Origin of the sequence: Alistipes sp. (assembly GCF_048465575.1) — a bacterium.
GTDB lineage: Bacteria > Bacteroidota > Bacteroidia > Bacteroidales > Rikenellaceae > Alistipes.
The window spans coordinates 25,866-47,977 of the sequence record NZ_DBFWLG010000024.1 but is presented as its reverse complement, the minus strand read 5'-3'; the positions used below and the strand labels follow the sequence as shown (position 1 = coordinate 47,977).

Annotated in this window: 21 protein-coding genes and 1 pseudogene; 6 read left to right on the top strand and 16 right to left on the bottom strand. The window is 62.2% G+C overall.

Going from position 1 to position 22,112, the window contains the following annotated elements; translation table 11 throughout:
• Positions 1 to 83 precede the first annotated feature (83 nt).
• From rsxC to trkA, 11 genes and pseudogenes are all read right to left on the bottom strand, one after another.
• The gene (gene rsxC, locus ACMQ11_RS07420) at positions 84 to 1,427 is read right to left on the bottom strand and encodes an electron transport complex subunit RsxC (protein ID WP_418992128.1); all 1,344 of its coding nucleotides are present in this window, start codon (positions 1,425 to 1,427) and stop codon (positions 84 to 86) included.
• Between the two features lie 299 nt (positions 1,428 to 1,726).
• Positions 1,727 to 2,740 (bottom strand): annotated as a pseudogene (locus ACMQ11_RS07415) (Fe-S cluster domain-containing protein); the annotation flags it as partial.
• Positions 2,740 to 3,159 (bottom strand): SoxR reducing system RseC family protein, encoded by a 420-nt coding sequence (locus tag ACMQ11_RS07410; protein ID WP_418992127.1) that lies wholly within the window; start codon positions 3,157 to 3,159, stop codon positions 2,740 to 2,742. The pseudogene ACMQ11_RS07415 and the gene ACMQ11_RS07410, both read right to left, overlap by 1 nt.
• A 4-nt stretch (positions 3,160 to 3,163) precedes the next feature.
• Positions 3,164 to 4,744 (bottom strand): NAD+ synthase, encoded by a 1,581-nt coding sequence (locus ACMQ11_RS07405; RefSeq protein ID WP_418992126.1) that lies wholly within the window; start codon positions 4,742 to 4,744, stop codon positions 3,164 to 3,166.
• Positions 4,745 to 4,897: 153 nt separating this feature from the next.
• Positions 4,898 to 5,656, bottom strand: a complete 759-nt coding sequence (locus ACMQ11_RS07400; protein WP_418992125.1) for a zinc ribbon domain-containing protein — start codon at positions 5,654 to 5,656, stop codon at positions 4,898 to 4,900.
• Between the two features lie 23 nt (positions 5,657 to 5,679).
• Positions 5,680 to 6,465 carry a Nif3-like dinuclear metal center hexameric protein gene (locus ACMQ11_RS07395; RefSeq protein WP_418992124.1) on the bottom strand — a complete coding sequence of 262 codons (786 nt, stop codon included), beginning with the start codon at positions 6,463 to 6,465 and terminating at the stop codon, positions 5,680 to 5,682.
• A gap of 96 nt (positions 6,466 to 6,561) precedes the next feature.
• A complete protein-coding gene (locus ACMQ11_RS07390) occupies positions 6,562 to 7,101 on the bottom strand; it encodes a MerR family transcriptional regulator (protein WP_418992123.1) in 540 nt (179 codons plus the stop codon).
• A 20-nt stretch (positions 7,102 to 7,121) separates the two neighbouring features.
• A complete protein-coding gene (locus ACMQ11_RS07385) occupies positions 7,122 to 8,498 on the bottom strand; it encodes a methyltransferase RsmF C-terminal domain-like protein (protein WP_418992168.1) in 1,377 nt (458 codons plus the stop codon).
• An 18-nt stretch (positions 8,499 to 8,516) separates the two neighbouring features.
• A complete protein-coding gene (locus tag ACMQ11_RS07380) occupies positions 8,517 to 9,128 on the bottom strand; it encodes a deoxynucleoside kinase (protein ID WP_418992122.1) in 612 nt (203 codons plus the stop codon).
• Positions 9,129 to 9,581: 453 nt separating this feature from the next.
• The gene (locus tag ACMQ11_RS07375; RefSeq protein WP_418992121.1) at positions 9,582 to 11,054 is read right to left on the bottom strand and encodes a GH3 auxin-responsive promoter family protein; all 1,473 of its coding nucleotides are present in this window, start codon (positions 11,052 to 11,054) and stop codon (positions 9,582 to 9,584) included.
• Between the two features lie 29 nt (positions 11,055 to 11,083).
• The gene (gene trkA / locus ACMQ11_RS07370) at positions 11,084 to 12,424 is read right to left on the bottom strand and encodes a Trk system potassium transporter TrkA (protein WP_418992120.1); all 1,341 of its coding nucleotides are present in this window, start codon (positions 12,422 to 12,424) and stop codon (positions 11,084 to 11,086) included.
• A gap of 130 nt (positions 12,425 to 12,554) precedes the next feature.
• Between trkA and ACMQ11_RS07365 the strand changes: the two genes are divergently transcribed.
• Both ACMQ11_RS07365 and ACMQ11_RS07360 read left to right on the top strand, forming a co-directional pair.
• The gene (locus ACMQ11_RS07365; RefSeq protein WP_418992119.1) at positions 12,555 to 12,806 is read left to right on the top strand and encodes a hypothetical protein; all 252 of its coding nucleotides are present in this window, start codon (positions 12,555 to 12,557) and stop codon (positions 12,804 to 12,806) included.
• Positions 12,807 to 13,773: 967 nt separating this feature from the next.
• Positions 13,774 to 14,232, top strand: a complete 459-nt coding sequence (locus ACMQ11_RS07360) for a hypothetical protein (protein WP_418992118.1) — start codon at positions 13,774 to 13,776, stop codon at positions 14,230 to 14,232.
• Between the two features lie 147 nt (positions 14,233 to 14,379).
• Here ACMQ11_RS07360 and rpmA read toward each other — a convergent pair whose 3' ends face one another.
• Positions 14,380 to 14,640 (bottom strand): 50S ribosomal protein L27, encoded by a 261-nt coding sequence (gene rpmA / locus ACMQ11_RS07355; protein WP_418992117.1) that lies wholly within the window; start codon positions 14,638 to 14,640, stop codon positions 14,380 to 14,382.
• 21 nt (positions 14,641 to 14,661) lie between these two features.
• Positions 14,662 to 14,973: a 50S ribosomal protein L21 gene (gene rplU, locus ACMQ11_RS07350; RefSeq protein ID WP_015546709.1), complete on the bottom strand. Its 312-nt coding sequence runs from the start codon at positions 14,971 to 14,973 to the stop codon at positions 14,662 to 14,664.
• 158 nt (positions 14,974 to 15,131) lie between these two features.
• Here rplU and ACMQ11_RS07345 point away from each other — a divergent pair, with 158 nt between their 5' ends.
• The 4 genes from ACMQ11_RS07345 to ACMQ11_RS07330 all read left to right on the top strand — a co-directional run bounded on the left by ACMQ11_RS07345 (position 15,132) and on the right by ACMQ11_RS07330 (position 18,283).
• Entirely contained in the window at positions 15,132 to 15,500 is a 369-nt protein-coding gene (locus ACMQ11_RS07345; RefSeq protein ID WP_418992116.1) for a response regulator, read from the top strand.
• Positions 15,500 to 16,447 (top strand): hypothetical protein, encoded by a 948-nt coding sequence (locus tag ACMQ11_RS07340; RefSeq protein ID WP_418992115.1) that lies wholly within the window; start codon positions 15,500 to 15,502, stop codon positions 16,445 to 16,447. The genes ACMQ11_RS07345 and ACMQ11_RS07340 overlap by 1 nt, the downstream gene beginning before the upstream one ends.
• Complete coding sequence (locus ACMQ11_RS07335; protein ID WP_418992114.1) at positions 16,438 to 17,355, top strand: hypothetical protein; 918 nt, start codon at positions 16,438 to 16,440, stop codon at positions 17,353 to 17,355. The genes ACMQ11_RS07340 and ACMQ11_RS07335 overlap by 10 nt, the downstream gene beginning before the upstream one ends.
• A gap of 82 nt (positions 17,356 to 17,437) precedes the next feature.
• Complete coding sequence (locus tag ACMQ11_RS07330) at positions 17,438 to 18,283, top strand: 3'(2'),5'-bisphosphate nucleotidase CysQ family protein (RefSeq protein ID WP_418992113.1); 846 nt, start codon at positions 17,438 to 17,440, stop codon at positions 18,281 to 18,283.
• Between the two features lie 1,216 nt (positions 18,284 to 19,499).
• Here the strand turns inward: ACMQ11_RS07330 and ACMQ11_RS07325 are convergent.
• The 3 genes from ACMQ11_RS07325 to ACMQ11_RS07315 all read right to left on the bottom strand — a co-directional run bounded on the left by ACMQ11_RS07325 (position 19,500) and on the right by ACMQ11_RS07315 (position 21,948).
• Complete coding sequence (locus ACMQ11_RS07325) at positions 19,500 to 19,931, bottom strand: META domain-containing protein (RefSeq protein ID WP_418992112.1); 432 nt, start codon at positions 19,929 to 19,931, stop codon at positions 19,500 to 19,502.
• Positions 19,932 to 19,957: 26 nt separating this feature from the next.
• Positions 19,958 to 20,731, bottom strand: a complete 774-nt coding sequence (locus ACMQ11_RS07320) for a S1/P1 nuclease (protein ID WP_418992111.1) — start codon at positions 20,729 to 20,731, stop codon at positions 19,958 to 19,960.
• A 104-nt stretch (positions 20,732 to 20,835) separates the two neighbouring features.
• On the bottom strand, positions 20,836 to 21,948 hold the full coding sequence (locus tag ACMQ11_RS07315; protein WP_418992110.1) for a BACON domain-containing protein: 1,113 nt from the start codon (positions 21,946 to 21,948) through the stop codon (positions 20,836 to 20,838).
• Between the last annotated feature and the right edge of the window lie 164 nt (positions 21,949 to 22,112).

Below are 22,112 nucleotides of genomic sequence, written 5' to 3'. Positions count from 1 at the left end.
CCTGCGGCCGCATTCTCCCGTGGGAGGTAGTAACGACTGCAAGCGGTCAGCGGATCGGACACGTCGCAACGGTACGCTTTCGTTTATTTTTTCGGGGCGGCCGAACGCGCGCGGATCAGCCCCATCACGGTCTGCTTTCCGAGGCGCACCCAGTCCAGCAGCGGCAGGTAGGAGGGGCACGACGACTGGCAGCAGCCGCACTCGATGCACGAGGTAATCATCTGCGCCTCCAGCTCCTCCCAACCTTTCTTCTGGGTCATCTTCGAGAGGTAGTAGGGTTCCAGCCCCATCGGGCAGGCGGCCACGCACTTGGCGCACTTGATGCACTGCATCGGTTCGCGCCGCACGGCGTCCCGGCCGCTCATGACGGTGATTCCCGAGCACCCTTTTGTCACGGGCGAGGCGAGGTTGACCATCGCCCGGCCCATCATCGGCCCACCGTTGATGACCTTGCCTGCATCCTGAGGAAGACCGCCGGCGGCGTCGATCAGCGACTGAATGGGGGTTCCCATGCGGGTCAAGAGGTTTTTGGGCTCCTTGAGACCCTTGCCCGTGATCGTCACCACGCGCTCGATGAGCGGCTTGTTCTTCTGCACGGCCTGGTAGACGGCGTAGGTGGTCGAAGCGTTGCACACCACGGCGCCCACGTCGATCGGCAGTGCGGGCGGAGGCGGCACCTCGCGGCCCGTGACGGCCGCGATGAGCTGCTTCTCGCCGCCCTGCGGGTATTTGACCTGGAGGGGTACGACCTCGATGCCCCGGTAGCCGGCGGCCAGCTCCCGGAGGTGGGCGATGGCGTCGGGTTTGTTGTTCTCGATGCCGATATAGGCCCTTTCGACCCCGATGGCTTTCATCAGAATCGTCACGCCCACGAGCATCTCCTCGCCGTGTTCGAGCATCGTACGGTGGTCGGAGGTGAGGTAGGGTTCGCACTCCACGCCGTTGATAATCAGTGCCTCGGCCTTTTTGCCGGGAGGGATCGAAAGTTTCACGTGCGTGGGGAACGTCGCACCGCCCATGCCGACGATGCCGGCCTCCTTGATACGGGCGATGATCTCGGGCCCCGTGAGCGAGCACTCCCGGACGAGCTTGTCCGAGCGGTCGATGCCCTCGGCCCATTCGTCGCCCTCGCGTTTGATCGTAATCATCATCTGGCGCAGGCCCTGCCCGTTGGGCTGCATGTCCACGGCCGTCACCGTCCCCGATACGGGGGAGTGGATGTTGGCCGACATGAAACTGCCCGCCTCGGCCACGAGCTGCCCCGTGAGCACCTTGTCGCCCTTGGCGACCCTGGCCACGGCGGGCGCGCCGATGTGCTGCGCGAGCGGGATCGACACCACCTCGGGCAGCGGCAAAAGCTCGATGGCCCGGCCGCTGCTCAGTTTGTTTTCCGACGGATGGACTCCGCCTGTTGGAAACGTCTTCATATTTCGGTTCGGATATTATCGGATTAGTTGTTCGAGGCTTTGGGAGGCACCTGCGGCGCGGGTACCGACTTGGGCGCATCGTTCGAAGCGCGCGGCGGCACGGGCGGAGCCGGAATCGGCTTCACTGCGTTCCCGGATGCGGCAACCGGGTTCGTCCCAGCCTGGGCAGCGGCTACTTTCGGTTCGGCGGCCGGAGCGGCCGATTTTTCGGCAACTTGTTTTTCGGTAGCCGGTTTTTCTGCGGCCGCGGGTTCTGCAACCGCCTTTTCAACAGCCGGAACCGCTTTCTCTGCGGCCGGAGCCGACGCTTTCGGAGCCTCGGCAGCAGCGGGCACGGCAGGCGCAGCGGTCGCTACTTTATCCACAGCCGGAGCAGCGGCTTTCGAAGCCCCGGCAGCCGAAGCCGTCTTGGCTGCGGCCGGGTTCGCCGCCGGAGCGGCCGCTTTCCCCGCGGCGGGCGTTGCAGGCGCAGCGGCCGCTTTCGGCGCCTTGGGCAGCGGCTCCATGCCCACGAGCCGGATGGCGCCCGTGGGGCACTCGTTCACGCACTTGCGGCAGAGCTTGCACTTTTGCGGATCGATATATGCCAGGTTATTCTCGAGCGTGATAGCCTCGAAAGGACATACTTTCACGCACTTGCCGCAGCCGATGCACCCGGCCTTGCAGGCTTTCATCACCACGGCGCCCTTGTCCCTGGACACGCACGAAACGTAGACCGCGCGGTTCTTGGGCCACTTTTTCCGCAGTTCGATAATCATCCGCGGGCACGCCTTCACGCACGCGCCGCAGGCGGTGCATTTCTCGGCGTCGACCTCCGGAAGCCCCGTCGCGGGGTTGACGTGGATGGCGTCGAACGCACATGCGACCACGCAATCCCCGAATCCCAGGCAGCCGAACGCACAGGCCGTCTCGCCCACGTAGAGCGACGAGGCCACGGCGCACGACGAAGCCCCGTTGTACTCGTTGGTGCGGGGACGCTTCTCGCACGTACCGCCGCAGCGCACGGTCGCCACCTGCGGTTCTTTCTCGGCAGCGGCCTTTCCGAGGTACGAGGCGACCGATTTCATGCAGTCGCCGCCGCCCACGGGGCAGAAGAGGGTCGAAATGTCCTCGTTGCGCACCAGCGCGTCGGCCATACCGCGGCAGCCGGCAAAGCCGCAGCCGCCGCAGTTGGCGCCGGGCAGCATCTTCTCCACCTGGTCGATGCGCGGGTCCTCTTCGACGCGGAATTTCTGCGCCACGAAATAGAGGATCACCGCCGAGAGCACGCCCAGCGCACACAGCGTCAGGACCGTGAAAAGTAATACATCCATTAGTTTTTCGTTATTGTAAATTGTATTGTGTGTTCTATTTTGCGGCGGAAGAGCCACAGCACGCCGTAATAGAGGACCACAGCGCCCAGCGCCGCCAGCGCACTGCACCCCTCGCTCCAGCCCAGGAGGGAAATGCCGGCGACGAGCGCCGCGAGCAGCACCGCAAGGGCACCGACATAGGCCAGCGCCACGGCCAGTCCTCCGGCACGCCGTCTGACGCCCACCGTCACCCTGTCGCCCGGGGCATACTCCCCGGCCTGGGCCGCAGGCACCTCGACGATCTTCTCCTGCGCCTCCGCCAAGCCGCACGCCTGGCGTGCCTTGCAGGAGCCGCAGGCGCTGCGGGAGGTGATCTTCACGTAAACCGTACCGCCCGCGGTGCGTTCCACCACGCCGCTATGTTCGATCAGCTCCGGCACCGCCCTAATCTCCGTATTTGTTCGTCAGGGGCATCAGCCGTTCGTGGCCGAACGAGCACACGGAGAGCCGCAGCACGGGCGGGAACTGGTAGCGCTTCTTCTCGTTGCGCATGATCATCGTATGGATCTTCTCCACCACCCCGGAGTCGAACCCGGCGTTGACGATCTCCTCGCGGTGCTGCCCCTCCTCGATCATGCGGTAGAGAATGGCGTCGACCACCTCGTAGGGAGGCAGTATGTCCGAGTCCTTCTGCCCGGGATGGAGCTCCGAGGAGGGTTCCTTGTCGAGAATATTCTCCGGGATGCGGTTTTCGTGCATCCGGTTGATGTAGCGGGCCACGTCGTAGATTTCGCTCTTGTAGAGGTCGCCCGTGGGGCTGAACGCGCCGGCCGTGTCGCCGTAAAGGGTGCAGAGTCCCAGGGCGTTCTCGCTCTTGTTCGAGCTGTTCAGCAGGATGTGGTCCGTCTTGTTCTGCACGGCCATCAGCAGCACCGTGCGGATGCGGGTCTGGATATTCTCCTCCGTCGAGTCGAACTCCGTCCCTCCGATGACGGGCTTGAGGGTGTTGACCACGCTGGTGTAGATCTCCGAGATGGGAATGACGTTGTATTCGATTCCGAGGTTTTCGGCCAGCTGCCGGGCATCCTCGACCGAATGTTCCGACGAGAAAGGCGAAGGCATCATCAGTGCGCGGACATTTTCGCGGCCCAGCGCATCGACGGCCAGTGAGGCCACCACCGCCGAGTCGATACCGCCCGAAAGGCCGATCGAGGCTTTGCGGTAGCCGTTCTTGAGAAAGAAATCGCGCAGTCCGCAGCGGGCGGCCTCGTAGACCATGCGCGTGCGGTCGTTGTAGGTCGAGGGCACCTCGACCGGCTCGTGCGGAGCGGCAGTATCGAAAACGCGGAAATCCTCCTCGAAATTGCGCATCATCAGCACCAGTTCGCCGCGGTTGTTGAACGCTCCCGAGGTGCCGTCGTAGACAATATCGGTCGATCCGCCCACCTGGTTAACGAGCACGAGGTTCTTGCCCTCGACGAACGAGAGGTTGCGCATCATTTCGTAGCGGTAGGTCATCGACCCCTTGCCGTACTTGCGGGCATTGATCGAGATGATGGTTTCGACCGACTGGTCGAAATCGTGCTCGCGGCTCAGGTCGTCGCCCACGATGATGGCGCATTTGTGCCCCTTGATCGTGGCGTATTCATACCCTTTGGAGGGGGTGAGAAAGCCCATTTCGCGGCGTGCGGTGATGTATTTCTTGCCCACGTAGCGCAGCACCTTGCGGTCCTGGATCAACGCTGCGGCGCTGATCGTGCCCCGGTCGGTCAGCATCGGCATGCCGACGATGGCCGCAATGCCGTCGCAGCACGAAGCGATCTCGACCAGCGCATCCTCGCACAGTTCGAGGAAAGTCGTTTTGCGCAGCAGGTCGAACGCCGGGGTTCCGCTTAGGGCCTGCTCGGCGAAGATCACCAGATCGGCCCGTTCCGCCTTGGCTTTGTTGATCGAATCGATGATCTTCGAGGCATTGCCGTCCACATCGCCGATGGTGTAATTCAACTGGGCAATCGCTATCTTCATCTATGGCAGTTTTAGTCGGGTAAATACAACGCGGCAAAGTTAAGGATAAAAAGTAAAAGTCGGAAGAATTTTCAATGTTAATAATTTAACATGTTAAAAACGCAAACGACCGGAACTTTTCGGTTCCGGCCGTATGCGTTTTCGACAGGCGCGCTACTCCTCGCTCTCGGGATCGGCCACGAGGATGCGGCCGCAGTACTCGCAGACGATGATCTTCTTGCCCTGACGGATGTCCACCTGGCGCTGGGGCGGGATGCGGTTGAAGCATCCGCCGCACGCATCGCGCTTGACCGTGACCACGGCCAGCCCGTTGCGGACGTTGTTGCGGATGCGCTCGTAGGCCGCCAGCAGCCGCTGGTCGATCTTTTCGCGCACACGCACGGCCTCCTCTTCGAAGCGGGCGACCTGGGGTGCGGTTTCGGCCTCGATGCCGGCCAGTTCGGCTTTCTTGGCTTCCAGGTCGGCGGCACGCCCTGCCGTGACGGCTTCGGCCTCTTCGAGCTGGAGTTTCTTGGCCTTGACGCCCGCGGAGTACTCCTTGAGGCGCTTCTCGGCCAACTCGATTTCGAGTTCCTGGTACTCGATCTCCTTGGTGATGGCATCGAACTCGCGGTTGTTGCGCACGTTGTTCTGCTGCTCCTTGTAGTTGCCGATCAGGATTCGAGCCTGGTCGACCTCGCGCTTGCGCTGCTTGGTGAGGGTGTTGAGCTCCTCGATCTCGGCGTTGATGTGTTCGATGCGTGTCCTCAGGCCGGTCATCTCGTCTTCGAGGTCCTGTACCTCGAGCGGCAGTTCACCTTTCACCTTGTTGATCTCGTCGATTCTGCTGTTGATCTTCTGAAGCTCGTAGAGCGCCAGGATCTTCTCCTGCATCGAATAGTCAACCTCGGCACTCTTTTTCTGTGTTGCCATATAATGTAGTGTATAGTTTAGACTTAAACCAAGTAATTTACCGGATTTCGAGAGCCCTCACTCTTGCGAACCGCAAAGGTACGCAAATTTTTCGACAAAATATCAAATAAAAGTTGAATTGCGCAATATTCGCTCTCGAAATGGCCTATATCCGCTACGGTCAGGGCTTTATCGGGTGCCATGAAATCGTTGTATTTCAAATCGGAGGTCACGTACAGTTCGGCCCCGGCCCGGCGTGCGTCGCCCGTGAGCGAAGCCCCGGCGCCCGTGCAGACCGCCACGCGGCGCACCGCGGGCGTGGCCACGTCGCTGTGGCGGATGACCTGCGCCCCTGTCACCAGCTGTATCCGACGCATGAACTCGACCGTGCCGACCGCCTCGGCCAACTCGCCGACCACTCCGAAACCCACATTCGGGTCCGTCGCCGCGGGCTGCAACACCTCCAGCCGCCCGATGCCGAGCATCTGGGCCAGCCGCCAGCTCATTCCCCCCGGGGCGCTGTCAAGGTTGGTGTGGCAGGCGTAGAGCGCAATGCCGTCGCGGATGGCCCGCTCGACGCAGCGCTGCACGATGTCGGCCGAATTGAACCGCTTGAGCGCGTGGAAGATGATCGGGTGGTGCGTGACGATCAGGTCGCACCCCTCCCGCACGGCCTCGTCCAGCACCTCTTCGGTCACGTCCACGGCCAGCAGCGCGCGGTGCACCTCGTCCCCGGGGCGGCCGACGATCAGCCCGGCATTGTCGTACGGCTCCTGCCAGCGGAGCGGCGCGAATTGTTCGATCACGTCGGTGATTTGGGAGATTTTCATCGTTTTTTCGATTTTTTCATCCGTTTCTCTTTTTCAGCCGAAGCGGGGGCGGGACTGTACACCGACGGAACGCCGGGCATACACTCCGCCGATGGATCAGAATAAGGACTGTTCGTAAAACGCAAACAGTTCCTTGGTTTCGCTCTCCTCCTTTTTGCGGCGGGGTCGGCGCGGTGCGGCGGATTTGGCGGCCGTTCCCGGCTCCGCGGACTCCGCCTCGTCGATCCGTACCACAGCCTTGCGGCGGCTCTTTGCAGGCGCCTCCTGCCCACCCCCGGGCTCCTGGTCGGGAACGATCCCCTCCCCGCCCGCCTTGAGGTCCTCGCGGACCTCCGCGAGCAGCGACCGGATGCGCTGCAAGCGCTCCATCAGTTCGGCATCGCGGTCCACGCCTTTGCCCGCACGCTGCTGACGCAGCGCCTTTTTGGCCCCTTCGAGCGTCATGCCGCGCTCCTTGACCAGGTGGTAGATCACTTTCAGGTGCTCGACATCCTGCGGCGAGAAGAGTCGGTTCCCTTTCTTGTTGCGCTTGGGGCGCAGGACAGTGAACTGCGACTCCCAGTGGCGCAGCAGCGACGGCTTGACGTCGAACATTTCGGCCACCTCGCCCATCGAATAAAAAAGTTTTTCGGCCATTCCTTATCCAATTCAAAAATTCATTTCATCCTTATGCGCAGCGAATCGGGATAGAGGTTGTTCACCCGCCTGCCGATCCGCTTGGCGAATCCCAGCGCCAACCCCGAGGCGCACATGAGGTTGATCCCCTCGGCCAGCGGTTCCGGCCCGACCGGCTGCCCGCGCAGGTAGCGCAGGGCGGTCTGATCGTCCAGCTCCGCCGACGGCACGGCCCCGCGGTTGAGCCCCGTGAAGAACGCCAGCGCCGCATCGGGTTTCAGACGCCCCTTGAAGAACTGCCCCAGCGCCACGCCCGAATAGATCACGGGCAGCGTATCGGCCAGCGTTCGGACGGCTTCGGCCTGGGCCGCATACCAGCCGTAGAGGGTGTCGCCCGCGGCGCCGAACCGCATTTGTTCGGGTTCCGCGACCCAGCGGCTCAGTTCCGCCGTCGCCGCGCGGTCCGCCGGAGCGATCACCTGCCGCCTTGCACGCGGCGTCCGGCTGCGGCCGCCCGCGTCGAACGACTTGCGGGCCACGGCGGCGAAAAACCCCTCGCCCACGGTCCGGTGGGGATAGAACCGCCAGGTCCGGAACGGTCCCACGCACCCCTCGACGATTCCCCACGCCGGGTCCGGCGCCTCGACCGGCGCTTCGGCCGCCTCATCGCCGATCCGTTCCAGCAGGCGCTCCAGCGCCCCCTCGTCCTCGTCGCGGTTGAACGTGCAGGTGCTGTACAGCAGCGTGCCGCCGGGCCGGAGCGCCCGCCACGCTTCGGTCAAAATCGCATCCTGCCGCGCAGCACACAGCCTGACAATGCCCTCGCTCCACTCGCCGCGGGCCGCCTGATCCTTGCGGAACATGCCCTCGCCCGAACAGGGAGCGTCCACGGCCACCACGTCGAACCAAGCTTCGAAATCGCCCAGCGCCCTCGGCTCGCACGTCGTGACGGCCACGTTCCCCGTACCCCACTTGCGCACGTTGTCCGCCAGGACCTGCGCCCGGCGGCGGTCGATCTCGTTGGCCACGACCAACCCCTCGGGTCCCGCGAGCGAAGCGTAGAGGGTCGTCTTGCCGCCCGGTGCGGCACAGAGGTCCAGGATGCGGGCTCCGCGTGTCTGCGCGCCGCCGAGCAGCCGCCCCACCGCCTGCGAAGCGGCCTCCTGCACGTAGTAGGCCCCGGCATGGAACGCCGCATCGAGCGTAAACTGCGGACGCGCTTCGAGGTACCATCCCTGCTCGCTCCACGGTACGCGCCCGGCGGCCCCCAACCGCCCGAGCATGCGCTCATCGCTTTTGGCCGGATGGAGCCGCACCGAGACGGGCGGCACGGCGTCGAGCGCCTCGCACAGCGCACGCCCCTCGGCCTGGCCCAGCTCATGGCGGACCCGTTCGACGAACCCGGCGGGCAGGGGGATCGGCAAATCGTTCATCGGCTACTTGCGTGCCTTGAGTGCATCCAGACGTGCGCAGATTTTCTCCAGCACCCCGGGATCGGAGAAATCCTCGTGGTCCTTGTCCACCACCAGTACGTCGCCGTCGTAGAGATTTTCGATCCAATAATCGTACTTGTCGTTGAGCCGCTTGAGGTACAATTCATCGATGTTCATCTCGTATTCGCGGCCGCGCTTGCGGATCTGCGAAATGAGCGTCGGCACGCTCGCCTTGAGGTAGATCAACAGGTCGGGACGCGGGATGAGCGCCGTCACCAGCCGAAAAATCTTCATGTAGGTTTCGATGTCGCGCGTGGCCATCAACCCCATCTCGTGCAAGTTGTCGGCGAAGATGTGGGCATCCTCGTAAATCGTGCGGTCCTGGAAGATCACCCCTTGCTTGCCCTCGCGCAGCATGTCCATCGTCTGCTGGATGCGGCTGCCCAAGAAATAGATCTGGAGGTTGAACGACCAGCGGTTCATGTCCTCGTAAAAGTCGCCGATATAGGGGTTGTTGCACTCCTCCAGATAGGCTTTGGCGTCGTAACGCTCCGTCAGAATTCGGGTCAGCGTCGTCTTGCCGCTTCCGATATTCCCTGCTATGGCTATGTACATGTCAGTATGGGTTTTTCTCAGTTCAAAAAATCACAATTTGTCGTCCGCACGCGGGCGGGCGTAAAACGCCGTTTTGAGGGCGGCAGGCGGTTCGGGCGCTTTCGAGGCCGGTTCTGCGCTCCCCGGACCTAAGAGGTCCGTCTTGTGGGCGGCAGCCGGTTCGGCGCTTTCGGGCCGGTTCGGCGCTCCCCGGACCTAAGAGGTCCGTTTTATGAGCGGCAGCCGGTTCCGGCGCTTTCGAGCCGGTTCTGCGCTCTTTGGTTTTGCGGGCCGGAGCCAGCGGAGGTCTGCTCGGAGCCTATGCGGAGTGCAGTCCTCCGCATCCGGTGGCTGCGGACTGCCGCCGCTTGCAGCGGCGAGTTCTTCTGGATGCTCTGTGACCCCTCATCGATTATGAGGTTCGACAATACCTTTCAACCAGCTCACTTACCCGCAAAGTTCACCTTTCACCTTTCACTTTTCACCTTTCACCTGAAGCACGTCCTCCGCCACCCGGCGGTCGTTGACCAGCCGGGGCACCTTGTTCTTGCCGCGGAGGCGCATCCAGTCCAGAAAGCGTCCCCGCTCGACGACCGTCACGCGCTGCCGTTCGAGGGTGGTCCGCCGCTTGGCATCGTAATCCGAATTGACAGCCCGCAGGCAACGGTCGAGCTCTTCGGCGAACCGCTCGCGGCTCGCGGGCTCGCGCTCGAACTCCACGATCCACTCGTGCGCCCCGCGCTCGCGCAGCGACATGTAGCACGGCGCCACGGTATACTCTCCGACCACCGCCCCCGTCGCCTCGCAGGCCCCGACCAGCGCCCGGTCGGCATTGTCGACGATCAGCTCTTCGCCGAAAACGTTGATATACTGACGTGTGCGTCCCGCGAAACGGATGCGGTAGGGATCGGTCGCGGTGAACTCCACCCGGTCGCCGATCTCGTAGCGCCACAACCCGTTGTTCGAGGTGATGAGCAAGGTGTACGCCTTGCCCGCCTCCACTCCCTCGAGCGGCACGACCGCGCCGTCGTCGCCCCGGAACTCATAGAACGTCCCGTAGTCGAGCATCAGCAGCATGTCGTCGCGCCGCGGATCGTCGGCCAGCGCGAAGAAGCCCTCCGAGGCGTTGTAGGTCTCCATGTAGTGCATCCTGTCCGAGGGGATCAGCTCCTCGAACGAGCGGCGGTAGGGCTTGAACTCCACCCCGCCGTGGGCGAACATCTCCAGATGGGGCCATACCTCCAGCAGGTGCCGCTTCCCGGTGTACTCCAGCACGCGGCGCATGAGCGCGAGGTTCCACGACGGCACCCCGGCAAAGGCCGTGATGCGCTCTCCCGTGCACTCGCGGCAGATGGCGTCGGCCTTTTGCCAGAAATCGGGGATGATGGCCGTCTCGGTCCGCGGGGCGCGGAACCAGCCGCTCCAGAACGTCGTCTCGTGGATCAAGAGCGCCGAGAGGTCGCCCACCAGATTGCCCCGCTCGGCGACGCACGAGCCGCCCAGCGTGAGGGTCTTGCCCTCGAACACGCGGGTCGCGGGGTAGTTGGCCGCATAGACCGTGGCCACGTCGCGCATCCCCAGCGTGTGGTTCCACCACAGCGACTCCCGCGTCACGGGGATGTATTTGCTGCGGTCCGAGGTCGTGCCCGACGAGCGGGCGAAGAGCTCCACGCGCCCCGGCGCCGTCACGTTCCGCACCCCCTCCATCATCCGTTCGATGAACGGTTTGAACGTGTCGTAGTCGAACGTCTCGACCGCCGACTGGAACTGCCCGACGGTATGCACCCGCCCCAGCCCGTAGCGCTCGCCGAACTCCGTGCGCCGTCCGCGCCGCAAGAGCCGGCGCAGCATGCGCTCCTGCACCTCCAGCGGATGGCGCCGGAACCGGTCGATCGCTCGCTCCCGCTGCGAGAACCACGCTTTGAGTATTGTGCTGCGAAATGACAAGGGGCCGATGAATTTTTAATTCTTAATTCTCAATTGAAAAAGTATCCCACCTTTCCCACCGAAGCCGGCATGGCGAATACCACCACGCGGTCGTAGGGGTTGATCTCCATGTTTTCGACGGCGATGAATACCTTGTCGCCCCGGACGATGCCGCCGATGATCGTATCCTCGGGCAGTCCCAGCTCCTTGATGCGGGCCTTGGTGGCCGGGGAGTTGGGCTTGACGATGAACTCCAGCACCTCGGCGTCGCTGCCCGTCAGGCACTTGATGGCCTGCACATCGGTCGACATGGTGAAGCGGAAGATATTCGACGCCGTGACCAGCTTTTTGTTGATGATCGTGTCGATACCGATGGACTCCGCGAGGTTGATGTAGTTGAGGTTCTCGACCTCGGCGATCACTTTCTTCACGCCCATGCGCTTGGCGAGCATGGCCGCCAGGATATTCGTTTCGCTGCGGCCCGTCACCGCGACGAACGCATCCATGTTCGACAGCCCCTCCTCCATCATGGCCTCGGTATTGCGGCCGTCCTCGTTGATGATGAGCGTCTTGTCGAGCATCTCGGCCAGGCGGTAGGCCTTTTCGGCGTTGTAGTCCACCAGCTTGATGTTGACCTCGTCCTGCAACTCCGTGGCGACGCGGATTCCGATGCGCGAACCGCCCAGGATCATCATGTTCTTGATCTCGATGTTCATCTGCCCCGAGTACTCCATCACCTCCCGAACGGCATCCTGCCGGGCGATGACGTAGATCACGTCGCCCTCCATGAAGCGTTCGCCCTCGCGCGGAATGATCGTCTGCCCCCCGCGCGTAATGGCCACCGTGCGGTAACTCAGGGGCGCCTGGTCGTCGTCGAAACCCGTGAGCACCTGTCCGACCAGCGGCGAAGCCGGCTCGAGTCGGAAGACCACCAGCGAGAGCTTGCCGCTCGAAAAATCGACGTACTCGGTGGTCGAGGTGTGGCCCAGCAGGTTGATGACCTCGCGGGCAGCGACCTTTTCGGGATAGAAGAGGTAGTCGATGCCCATGTCGATGAACATCTCCTTGTTGTTGGGTTCGAGGTATTCGTTGTTGTCGATGCGGGCGATGGCCTTGCGGGCTCCCAGCTTCTTGGCCAGCATCGCCGCCACGACGTTGTCGTTCTCGATGTGGTTCACGGCGATGAAGAGGTCGCATTTGCGCACCGCGGCCTTGCGCAGCACGGCGAACGTGGTCGAATCGCCCTCGACCGAGATCACGTCCGCCAGGCTCCCCACCTCCGCGAGCAGCTTCGGATCGCTGTCGATGATGGTGATGTCGTGGCCGTTTCCGCTCAGCATCTTGGCCAGGTGGCTGCCCATCTCGCCCGCTCCCGCTATCACGATTCTCATAGTTCGCCGTTCTCTTTTTCCGCCCCGAAGCCTTTGCGTCACCACGGGTACCGTTTTTGCAAATTATCTTACAAATGTATACATTTGTCGCCGAAAGCCAAAATTTCAGCACACAAAACTATCCAATACAATGCCAACCTGGTTGATCGTCCTCCTCTGCTCCATAGCCGCCGTCGCCCTGTTCGTCGTGGGCATGTCGCTCACGCTGATGCTCAAGGGGCACCACATCGACTCCGAAATCTCGACCAACAAGAACATGCAGCGACTCGGGATCCGCTGCGCCGTGCAGGAGTCGCGCGAGGATTCGGGCCAGACCGACTGCGCCGACGCCGGCTGCTCGGGCAACTGCTCGGCCTGCGACATCGAAAAGGAGGATTCCTGATCGTCATTCCGGACGCTTCCCCCTTGTCATTCCAGACGCTCCATTTCGTCATTCCTCTCCCGTCGCCCTCGAAACGGACCTCTCGGGTCCGGCGAACGGGCGAACGAACGAACAAGGGGTGGCCTCTGTTCGTTCGTTCGGTTCGGTCGGTCGGGCGCATCCCGGAGAATGATTATTTATATTTAGAGGCCGCTACCCGGGCTATCTATTTGGTCGGGTTCATCGAGGACGAGTAGATTCGTTTCCGGCCGATGGCCGGAAACGGCAGTCCGCAGCCCCCGGATGCGGAGGACTGCATCGGTTCCCGATTTGCCCTCCGCTGGCTGCAAACTGCAAAAGATGACGCAACACCCGGACGACCACTCGTTAGGTTCTACGGACACAGAAAACACTTTCCACTTTCACCTTTTCGTGCAGTTCGCAGCCAGCGGCGGGCGTAAGACGCCCGTTTTATGGGCGAATGATGGTCTGCGTGCTTTCGGGCAGGTTCCGCGCTCCCCGATTTCGCAGTCCTCCGCCCGGGGTGGCTGCGGACTGCCGCCGCTTGCAGCGGCGAGTTCTTTGCTATACCCTGCGACCCCTCGACCCTGCTCGGGGATCGAAAACACCTTTCACCTTTGTCTTTTCACTTTTCACCTGTTTTGCGACCCCTCGACCCTGCTCGGGGATCGAAAGTACCTTTCACTTTTCACCTTTCACCTTTCACCTTGTTTACGGCGGCTTGACTTTGCTCCCGCTCGGCATAGCCTGCAAGCAGCCTCTGCGCTCGCTTACCCGCAAAGTTCACCTTTCACCTTTCACCTTTCACCTTTCACCTTGTCTGCCCCTCCCGTTTTTTCTTCTGTTTTATCCGAACGGTACACTTTTTGCCCCTTTTGCGGTAAACCGAAAGGCATGCCGGAAAGCACACGCTTTTTCGGGTGCGTGAGGCAACCATAATTGTTTAATTAAAAAGCAAAAAAAAGTTATGAGACAGTCTAACAACGGCGACAAAGAGCGCAGCGAAGGGATGAAAGGACACGTCAACAATCCCGAAGGCCACAACCAGTTCACCGAAAACAAATCGTCGAGCCGCGGCAGCTCTTCGAGCCGCAGCGAGGGTTCTTCAAGCCGGGGCGAAAGCCGCAGCGAGGGTTCGTCGAGCCGGGGTCGCGGAAACACGACCGAGAGCTCCGAGAAACGCAGCGAGGCCATGAAAGGCCACGTCAACAACCCCGAGGGCCGCAACGGTACGGGCCACACCGGCAGATCGTCGTCGAGCCGGGGCGAGGGCCGCAGCAGTAGCTCTTCGAGCCGCAGCGAAAGTTCGTCGTCCAGCCGGGGCGGACGCGGTACGTCGGAGAGCAGCGAGACCCGCAGCGAGGCCATGAAAGGCCACGTCAACAACCCCGAGGGTCACAACCAGTACACCAAGAACAACCGGTAATCGCACGTTTTCCCGGCGCGGATTCTCCGCCGGGTAAAGTCGTGGATGGCGTCACACGGGGCAAACGCGCCCCGTGTGTCGTTACGGGCGCAACGAAAAGCGGCCTCCCGAAAGGGGAAGCCGCTTTGATTTTTTGTCGTCTGGAGCCTACTCGCTCAGGGGAGTGACGCTCACGTAGGATTTGCCCTCGCCTTTCTTGCAGAAAGCGACGGTTCCGTTTACCAGGGCGAAGAGCGTGTGGTCCTTGCCCATGCCTACGTTCTCACCGGCGTTGTGTACCGTGCCGCGCTGGCGAACGATGATGTTGCCCGCCTTTGCGAACTGACCGCCGAAAAGTTTGATGCCGAGTCGTTTGCTCTCCGACTCACGGCCGTTCTTCGAACTACCTACACCTTTCTTGTGTGCCATGTTACTTCAGTTTTTAAAGGGTTACGCAACGATCTCCTCCACGAGAATCTGGGTCAGATACTGGCGGTGACCATTGCATTTCTGATAACCCGTTCTGCGCTTCTTCTTGAAGACCAGGACCTTGTCGTCCTTGAGGTGCTTCAGGATCTTGCACTTTACCGCGGCGCCTTTTACAACAGGTGCACCGACTTTGACCTGACCGTCGTTGTCTGTGAGCAGGACTTTGTCGAAACTTACGGACGAATTTTCTTCGCCCTGAAGACGGTGGACATAAAGTTTCCGACCTTTTTCAGCTTTAAATTGCTGACCTGCAATCTCTACTATAACGTACATTTAATGCGATAGTTATGTATTAGAACATAATTCGGAGTGCAAATATACGCATATTTATCGTATATACAACCTCTGCGGCGATTTTTTTTGCGCATATCCGCCTCTGGCATGGTTTTGGGCAGGGGTGGCGACGTCCGGCAAAAGCCGGCTGCGAGTGCATGCACCGAATATTGATTGTTTCCGACGATGCTTTCTTACGCGACCTGGTCCGGCTTTCGCTGCTGGACATCGAGGCCGAGGTGCGCTGTGCGTCGGACGGCCAGCAGATGCAGCGTCTGTGCCGAAAGGTGCTTTTCGACCTGGTGATCGTGCTGCGCGTGGCCCCGTTTTTGTGCGGCGACAACCCGGTGCGCGACCTGCGGCCCCAGGGACTGCGGCGCCCGTCGTTCTACGTGGTGTCGTGGCAGCAGTCCGAACAGACGGTGCTGAGCCTCTTGGAGTGCGGCGTGGACCAGTACATGACCTTTCCCGTGAGCCTGCAACGGCTGCGGCGCAAGGTCGGCGATTTCTTGACCAGGCAGTTGTGATGGAACGACTCTATATCCTCTACTCGGCTGCGGCGGCTGCGGCGACGGTCCTGCTGCTCGCGGCGCGGCTTGCGGCCGGTCTGCGTGCGCGCAGGCGGCGGAGCCGGGACGCGGTGCTCGGCAGCCGCTACCTGCACATCCTCATGCTGGCGCTCGCCGCCGGGGACGGCAAGGCGCCGCGCTTCCCGCTGATCCGCCGCTCGGGAGCCCGGCTGCTGCTGGCCGAGACCCTCGCGGGGGTCGTCTCGGCCACCTACGGCCTCGATTCCGAGCCGCTGCGCCGCATCGTGGCGGCTTACCGGCTCGACACGTGGCTGCTCCGCCGTGTCGCCCGCTCCTCGGGCTACCGCCGGGCCCGCTACCTGTGGCTGCTCGCGGGACTGCCCGCATCGGCCGAGGTAGCGGCCCGCTGCGCGCGATACCGGGCGAGCCGCAACCGCTGCGTGCGTTTCTGCGCCCTGATGACACGGCTGGCGGCCGACCCCTCGACGGCCCTGCGGCTGATGGCCGACCACACCGATCCGTTCTCGGCCGGCGAGGTGGCCGAGATCATGACCCTCCTCCGACGCGGGATGCTGCCGATCGCCTACGAACCGCTGGTCGAATCGCCCGTGCGCAACCTGAGGATGGTGGGGCTGAGCATCGTGCGGCAGTTCGGCATCGAGGAGGCCGAAGCGCACCTGCTGCGGATCGTCGAGCAGGACGAGGCGCCCGAACTGGGACGCGAGGCGCTCTACACGCTCTGCTCGCTGCGGCGGCCGCTCGCGCGGCGCGAGGTGGCGGAGCGTCTGCGCCGGATGGAGGCCCCCGAGCGCAAGGCGCTGATGCGCTACATGGCCCGCGAGGGTTACTCTCCGGCGGCCCTCCACAAACTCTTCGGGGAGCGGGAACGCCCCTATTACGAATCGCTCGTCAAATCCTACAAACGGTGTCTGGCATGTCGGTAGCCCTCTTTCTGCTGCTCGCGGCATGCTCGGTGTGTGCGCTGGCACTGCTCTATCGGATCGTCCGGTCGCGCAACAAGCGGCGCCTGCTCGGTGACATGCGGGGTCCGTCGTGCGGGCCGCTGGACGGCGTGGGCGTCTCGGTGCTGGTGAGCGGCACGGGCGAGATGAAGCAGATCGAGAACCTGCTTTCGGTCGAATACGCCCGCTACGAGGTGGTGGTCGTGCTCGACGCGCGGCGCTACCCGCAGCAGTTCGCGGCGCTGGTGGCCCGCTACTGCCTGATCCGGGTGGACCACACCCCCTCGGAGGAGCTTCCCGCGGACGGGGTGCGGATGATGGGGCGCTCGCGCAAGCGGTGCTTCCGCCGGCTGGTGCTGCTCGACCGGGCCCAGGACACGCCCGCGGGGGATTTCGACGCTGCGGCCGCCGCAGCGGCTTACGATTATGTGCTGCCCGTCCGTGCCGGGCAATACCTGGTGCCGGGCGCCGTCGAGCGGCTGGTCGCCGAACTGGGCGAGGAGCCTGCGGGCCGTATCCGCGCGATCCGCGCGCCCCTCGGCGAACCCGGAGTTCTGCTGAGCCGCGAAGCGGTGGTCGAGGCCGGAGGATTCGCCAACCGCCCGCTGCGGAGCATCCCGTCCCGGCACCGCAAGACCCTCTGGGAACCCGTTTTCTGCACCCCCGATGTGCGGTGTGTGCGCACACACCGCCTCATTCGGGTCTTGGGACTGCTGCTGGCGGCTGCCATCGCCGCCGCGGTTTGGAGCGGACGCTGGCCGCTCGCGGCCGTGCTGCTCACAGCCGCTCTCGTCTGGGCCGCAGCGGGTTGTGCCCGAGAGGCCCTCTCCGACCTGCCCGCGGCCTGCTTCGGCGGGTGGAGGCGCTGGCGGAATCTATGGCAATTTTGATGTTAAAAATTTCACAATATCGTAAATTCTTTCTACCTTTACCATGGTAATCGAAAACCGCGACTTAAAAAATGTTTCGACGATGATTAACGACAAGGTGAGAATGTATCTGCTGCCTCCGCTGTTCAACGCGGCAGTCAGAGCCGGAGCCGCGATCATGCACATCTACAAGAACCTCGACGATTACGACATAAGCCTCAAGAACGACCGCACCCCCATCACCGTGGCCGACCGCCTGGCCCACAAGACCATCCGCGAATACCTCGGCCCCACGCGCATCCCGATCCTATCGGAAGAGGGGCGCGAGATGCGCTACGACGAGCGCCGCAACTGGGAGCTCTACTGGCTGGTGGACCCGCTCGACGGCACGGTCGAGTTCATCAAGGGCAACAACGAATTCACGGTCAACATCGCCCTGATGGAGAACAACGTCTGCATGGGAGCGGTGATCTACGTCCCCTATTTCGAAAAGATATACGTCGCGGGCCGCGGCGACGGCGCCTACCTGAGGGAGCACATCGCCCCGGCCGCTGACGCCGACTACACCTACGATGAGATCGTCGCGGGGTGGACGCGCCTGCCGCTGGAGCGCGAAGCGGGCCACGCCCGGCAAATCGTGGCCCTCTCGCGGTCGCACCAGACCCCCGAGACGCGCGAGCACGTCGACCGGCTGCGCGAACGCCACCCCGACCTGGGGATCGTCGAGCAGGGCAGCTCCTACAAGTTCTGCATGCTGGCCGAGGGCACGGTCGACTACTACGTCCGCACCACGCACACCTACGAATGGGACACGGCGGCCGGGGAGCTGATCCTCGCCGAGGCCGGGGGCCTGACGCGCTCGCTGCCCGACGAGCGGGAGCTGCGCTACAACGAGGAGGACCTGCACAATCCGTGGTTCTACTGCCGCTCGAAATACTGCAAGTTGTAGCGGAGGAGTTCAGTTGCGAACGGGCGAACGAACAAAGGCTCCCCCCTTGTTCGTTCGTTCGTTCGGATTTTTCACCTCGCCCCCTGCCCGAACGGGCGAACGAACAAACACAGGCCACCCCATGTTCGTTCGTTCGGTTCGTTCGGTTGGGCGCGTCCCCCTCTGCGAACGCCGAACGAACAACACAAGCCCACCCCTTGTTCGTTCGTTCGGTTCGTTCGGTTGGGAATGTACAGGAATATCTATCTATATAGAAATCGAAATGTCATTCCCGAGCCTTGCGTGAGGAATCTACCGCTTTTTCCCCTGCCCGAACGGGCGAACGAACGCACAGAGGCCTCCCCTTGTTCGTTCGTTCGTTCGGTTCGTTCGGTTGGGAGTGTACAGGAATAGAAATTTTCTGACATGTAATTTACCTTGTACTTGTTTTGCGGGCTGCAGCCAGCAGCGGCCGTCTTACACCCGGCGAACGCCCGAACGAACAAACACAGGCCACCCCCTGTTCGTTCGTTCGGGCGTTCGGTTGGCTGTGTACATGAATATATATATGTATTAATATATTTAGTAATATATATATTTATATAGATCGATCTTTATTTGAACTTACGACACCTCGAACGGGTTTGGGGGTCGAATAGTCCGTTGATTATCACGGCCGTGTGTCATTCCTTACACCCGTTGTCATTCCGAGCCTCGCGCGAGGAATCTTCCGCTTATTTAACTTTAAGTAAATCACCTCGCCCCCTGCCCGAACGGGCGAACGAACGAACAGGGGGTGGCCTCAGTGCGTTCGTTCGGGCGTTCGGACAGGGCGCATCCCCGGAAAATAATTATTTACTTATATCGAACTTGCGAACCCCTCGACGTTGCTCGGGGATCGAGAATTCGCCGTTGCTCGGGCTCTTGGGGTGCCCGGACGAGCGGATTCGTTTCCGGCCGCCGGCCAAAAAACGACAGTCCGCAGCCCCCGGACCGCGAATTCGGGTAGCGCAGAACCGGCCCGAAAGCACGCAGACCATCATTCGCCCATAAAACGGACCTCTTAGGTCCGCCGAACGGGCGAACGAACGAACAAGGGGTGGCCTCTGTGCGTTCGTTCGGGCGTTCGGGTGTTCGGGTGTTCGGGCGTTCGGCGTTCGGGCGTTCGGTCCCGCCCCGAAATCGAAAAAAGCAGGGCCCGGTTTCGGGCTCTGCTCTTCGATCGAGCGCAATCGGATTACTTGCGCGTGTCGCTGTTCTTGTCCACGGCGTTGAAGACGGCCAGGGTCTTCTTGTCGTCCATGAGCGTGAGCTGCGAACCCTTGATCTCGAAACGGTCCACCTCGTCGAGCATCTTCACGAAAGCGTCCTCGTACTGCATGTCGGGGCAGGCCATGCGCGTCATACCCATGTTCTCGAAATCGAGCTTGCGGTCCCGGATCTGGTATTTGCCGAAGAAGCGGTTGCAGTTGGTGCGGCCCGAAACCAGCGTGTCGGCAGGGTCGAAATGCAAGGTGAACGCATCGGCCTGGGACGAGATCGCCGAGGCGGGAATGCCGGGCATGGTGGCCAGTTTCCAGGTCGTGCCCTCCAGAGCCTTGTCGTGTTTGGCGCCGCCGCAGGCGGTCATTGCCAGGAGCAGCGCAGCGGCTGCGATGATCTTTTTCATACGTCAGTTATTTGAGTTTACAAAATCTATCCGAACAACTCATTCAAAATGCGCGCCAGACGGTATCCGGCCCGCACGATCTGCTGCTCGGCCAGCGGCCGCACCCGGTTGAGCAGGTCGCGCGACTGCGTTTTGCCGAGCTGCGCGCCGGGTTCCACCCATTCGTGGATCGTGCGGCAGTCGCGGGCCGTCTCTTCGAGCCACTCGCGGGGCGTTCCGGCGGCGATCCGCTCCCGCTCGCGGCGCGTCGAGCGGTCGAGCTGGTCGCGGTAGTCGGCATACCCCCACGCATGGCACAATTCCAGTGCCGGAGTGTCCCAGAAAGCGTGGAATTCGTACCGGCGCTCCTGGAGCCGGAACTCGAAATTACGGTACCACGGGTATTTGACGTGGACCGGGCAGTGCATGTCGGCGACGGTGTGGACGAGAAACCGGATCGCAACCACGACCGTCGAATCGTCCAGCGAACGGCGGTTGCGCAACTGCTCGACGAGCGTCTCGACGAACGCCACGGCGTCGCCCTTTTCGCGCGGGACGTAGCGGCATGCGGCGTCCACGTCGGCGCCGTGCCAGGCCGAGGTGTGGCGGTAGGCGGGCTCGTGGCGGATTTCATCCATCCACGAAGCGTAGTAGACGATCGAGCGGCCTGCGAGACAGCGCTCCAGGTTTTTCTTCGCCCGGGGCGTGAGGTTGCACTCGGCGATGTGGGCCACGGCGTCGTGCCCCATGCGTCCCCACCCGTAGGCCGAACCGCAGGCGGCGCACAGCGCCACGCACAGCGAAAGCAAAATTTTTTTCATCGTAAGACAAAAGTACGGAATTAAATCCGCCCGCGCAAATCCGCGCCGCACACGAAAAAGCCGCCCGGAATTTCCGGGCGGCGTAACAGGCTGCGGCCAGCGACCTACTCGGCCTGCCGGGTGAGTTTGATGCCGATCTCCAGTTTGGTCGAATTGTCGAAAAGACCGGTCACGAATTGCAGGATGTCGGCCTTTGCGATGGTCATCTCCTCGCTCATCGAGATACCCGCATCGGGCACCGCCGAGCCGATCACGTCTAACAGAAGCTGCTTGAAAGGCAATATCATCTCCCGGTCGACGTAGAGCGTCAGTACATCCTGCTCGACTTTGTATTTGAGCGGCAAGGCGAAGACCTCCTCGTTGCTCACCAGCGCGAGGCGGTATTTGGCAATCAACCCCTCGATCACCGAAACGATAGGCGCACCGAGCGTCCCGGGATCGACCCGCGAGATGAACGGCTTGTCCACCGAGAGGAAGATCTTGTCACCCTGCGTATAGTATTTGATAAGGTCTACGGGTATGGCAGGATACATCACCGGATCGGGGAACACGAGGGTTTCCGTACCGAAAGTCGGGGAGAAAATATCGGTCATCCCGTTTTCCAGCGTCACCGTGTGGTAGCGGGCCGCCAGGCGGCCGTCGTCCAAGAGGTCCAGCCCGGCAAGCCCCTGCACATAGTAGATGCCCGCCAGTTGTGGAAGCATCATCTCGATCAGCGCCCACTCGATCTCCGTGGTGCCGAGCATCAGCTTCGGCGCGCCCTGCTCGTTCCACTCGGAAGCGATGAAGAGACCGAAATCGTAACTCGCCTGGTCGAACCTGGGTGAATAGCTGCCGATCAGTTCCGACGCGAATTTGGCTTTCTGGCTGATCGCCACCTCGACGGGCTGCACACCGGGAGCGCTCAGCACCAGCTTCGCGCTGCGGGGCGACGAAGCGGTGTTGGGCTGGACGGTGACCTGCACGCCGCCCGCAACCACGCGGGGCGTGACCCAGCCCGTCTCGGCACCGGCGTAGATCACCTCGGCCGAGAACGAGGCGAGGTGCTCGGTCTCGACGGCCAGCGTCTTGGTATAGGAGCCGCTCGTAAAACCGAACTCACCGGTTTCGGGGGTAAGTCGGGGGGGGGTTGCGTCGTCGTCGCTGCACGCAACGAAAGCCGCCGAAGCGAAAGCGACGGCCAGCAGGACGAAGATTCGGGTAGATAATGTTTTCATAATCCGTTTGTTTTGGTTTTTTTCGGTTTGCTCTTTGGCTGCAAAATTAGGCTCCGCCGCGCGCAACCGCAAATCTATTCATCGAACCGCAAAATTCTCAAAACAAACACCCGGATTTTCCCGATGAACCCGGACATGAAAAAAGACCGCGGCACACGAGCCGC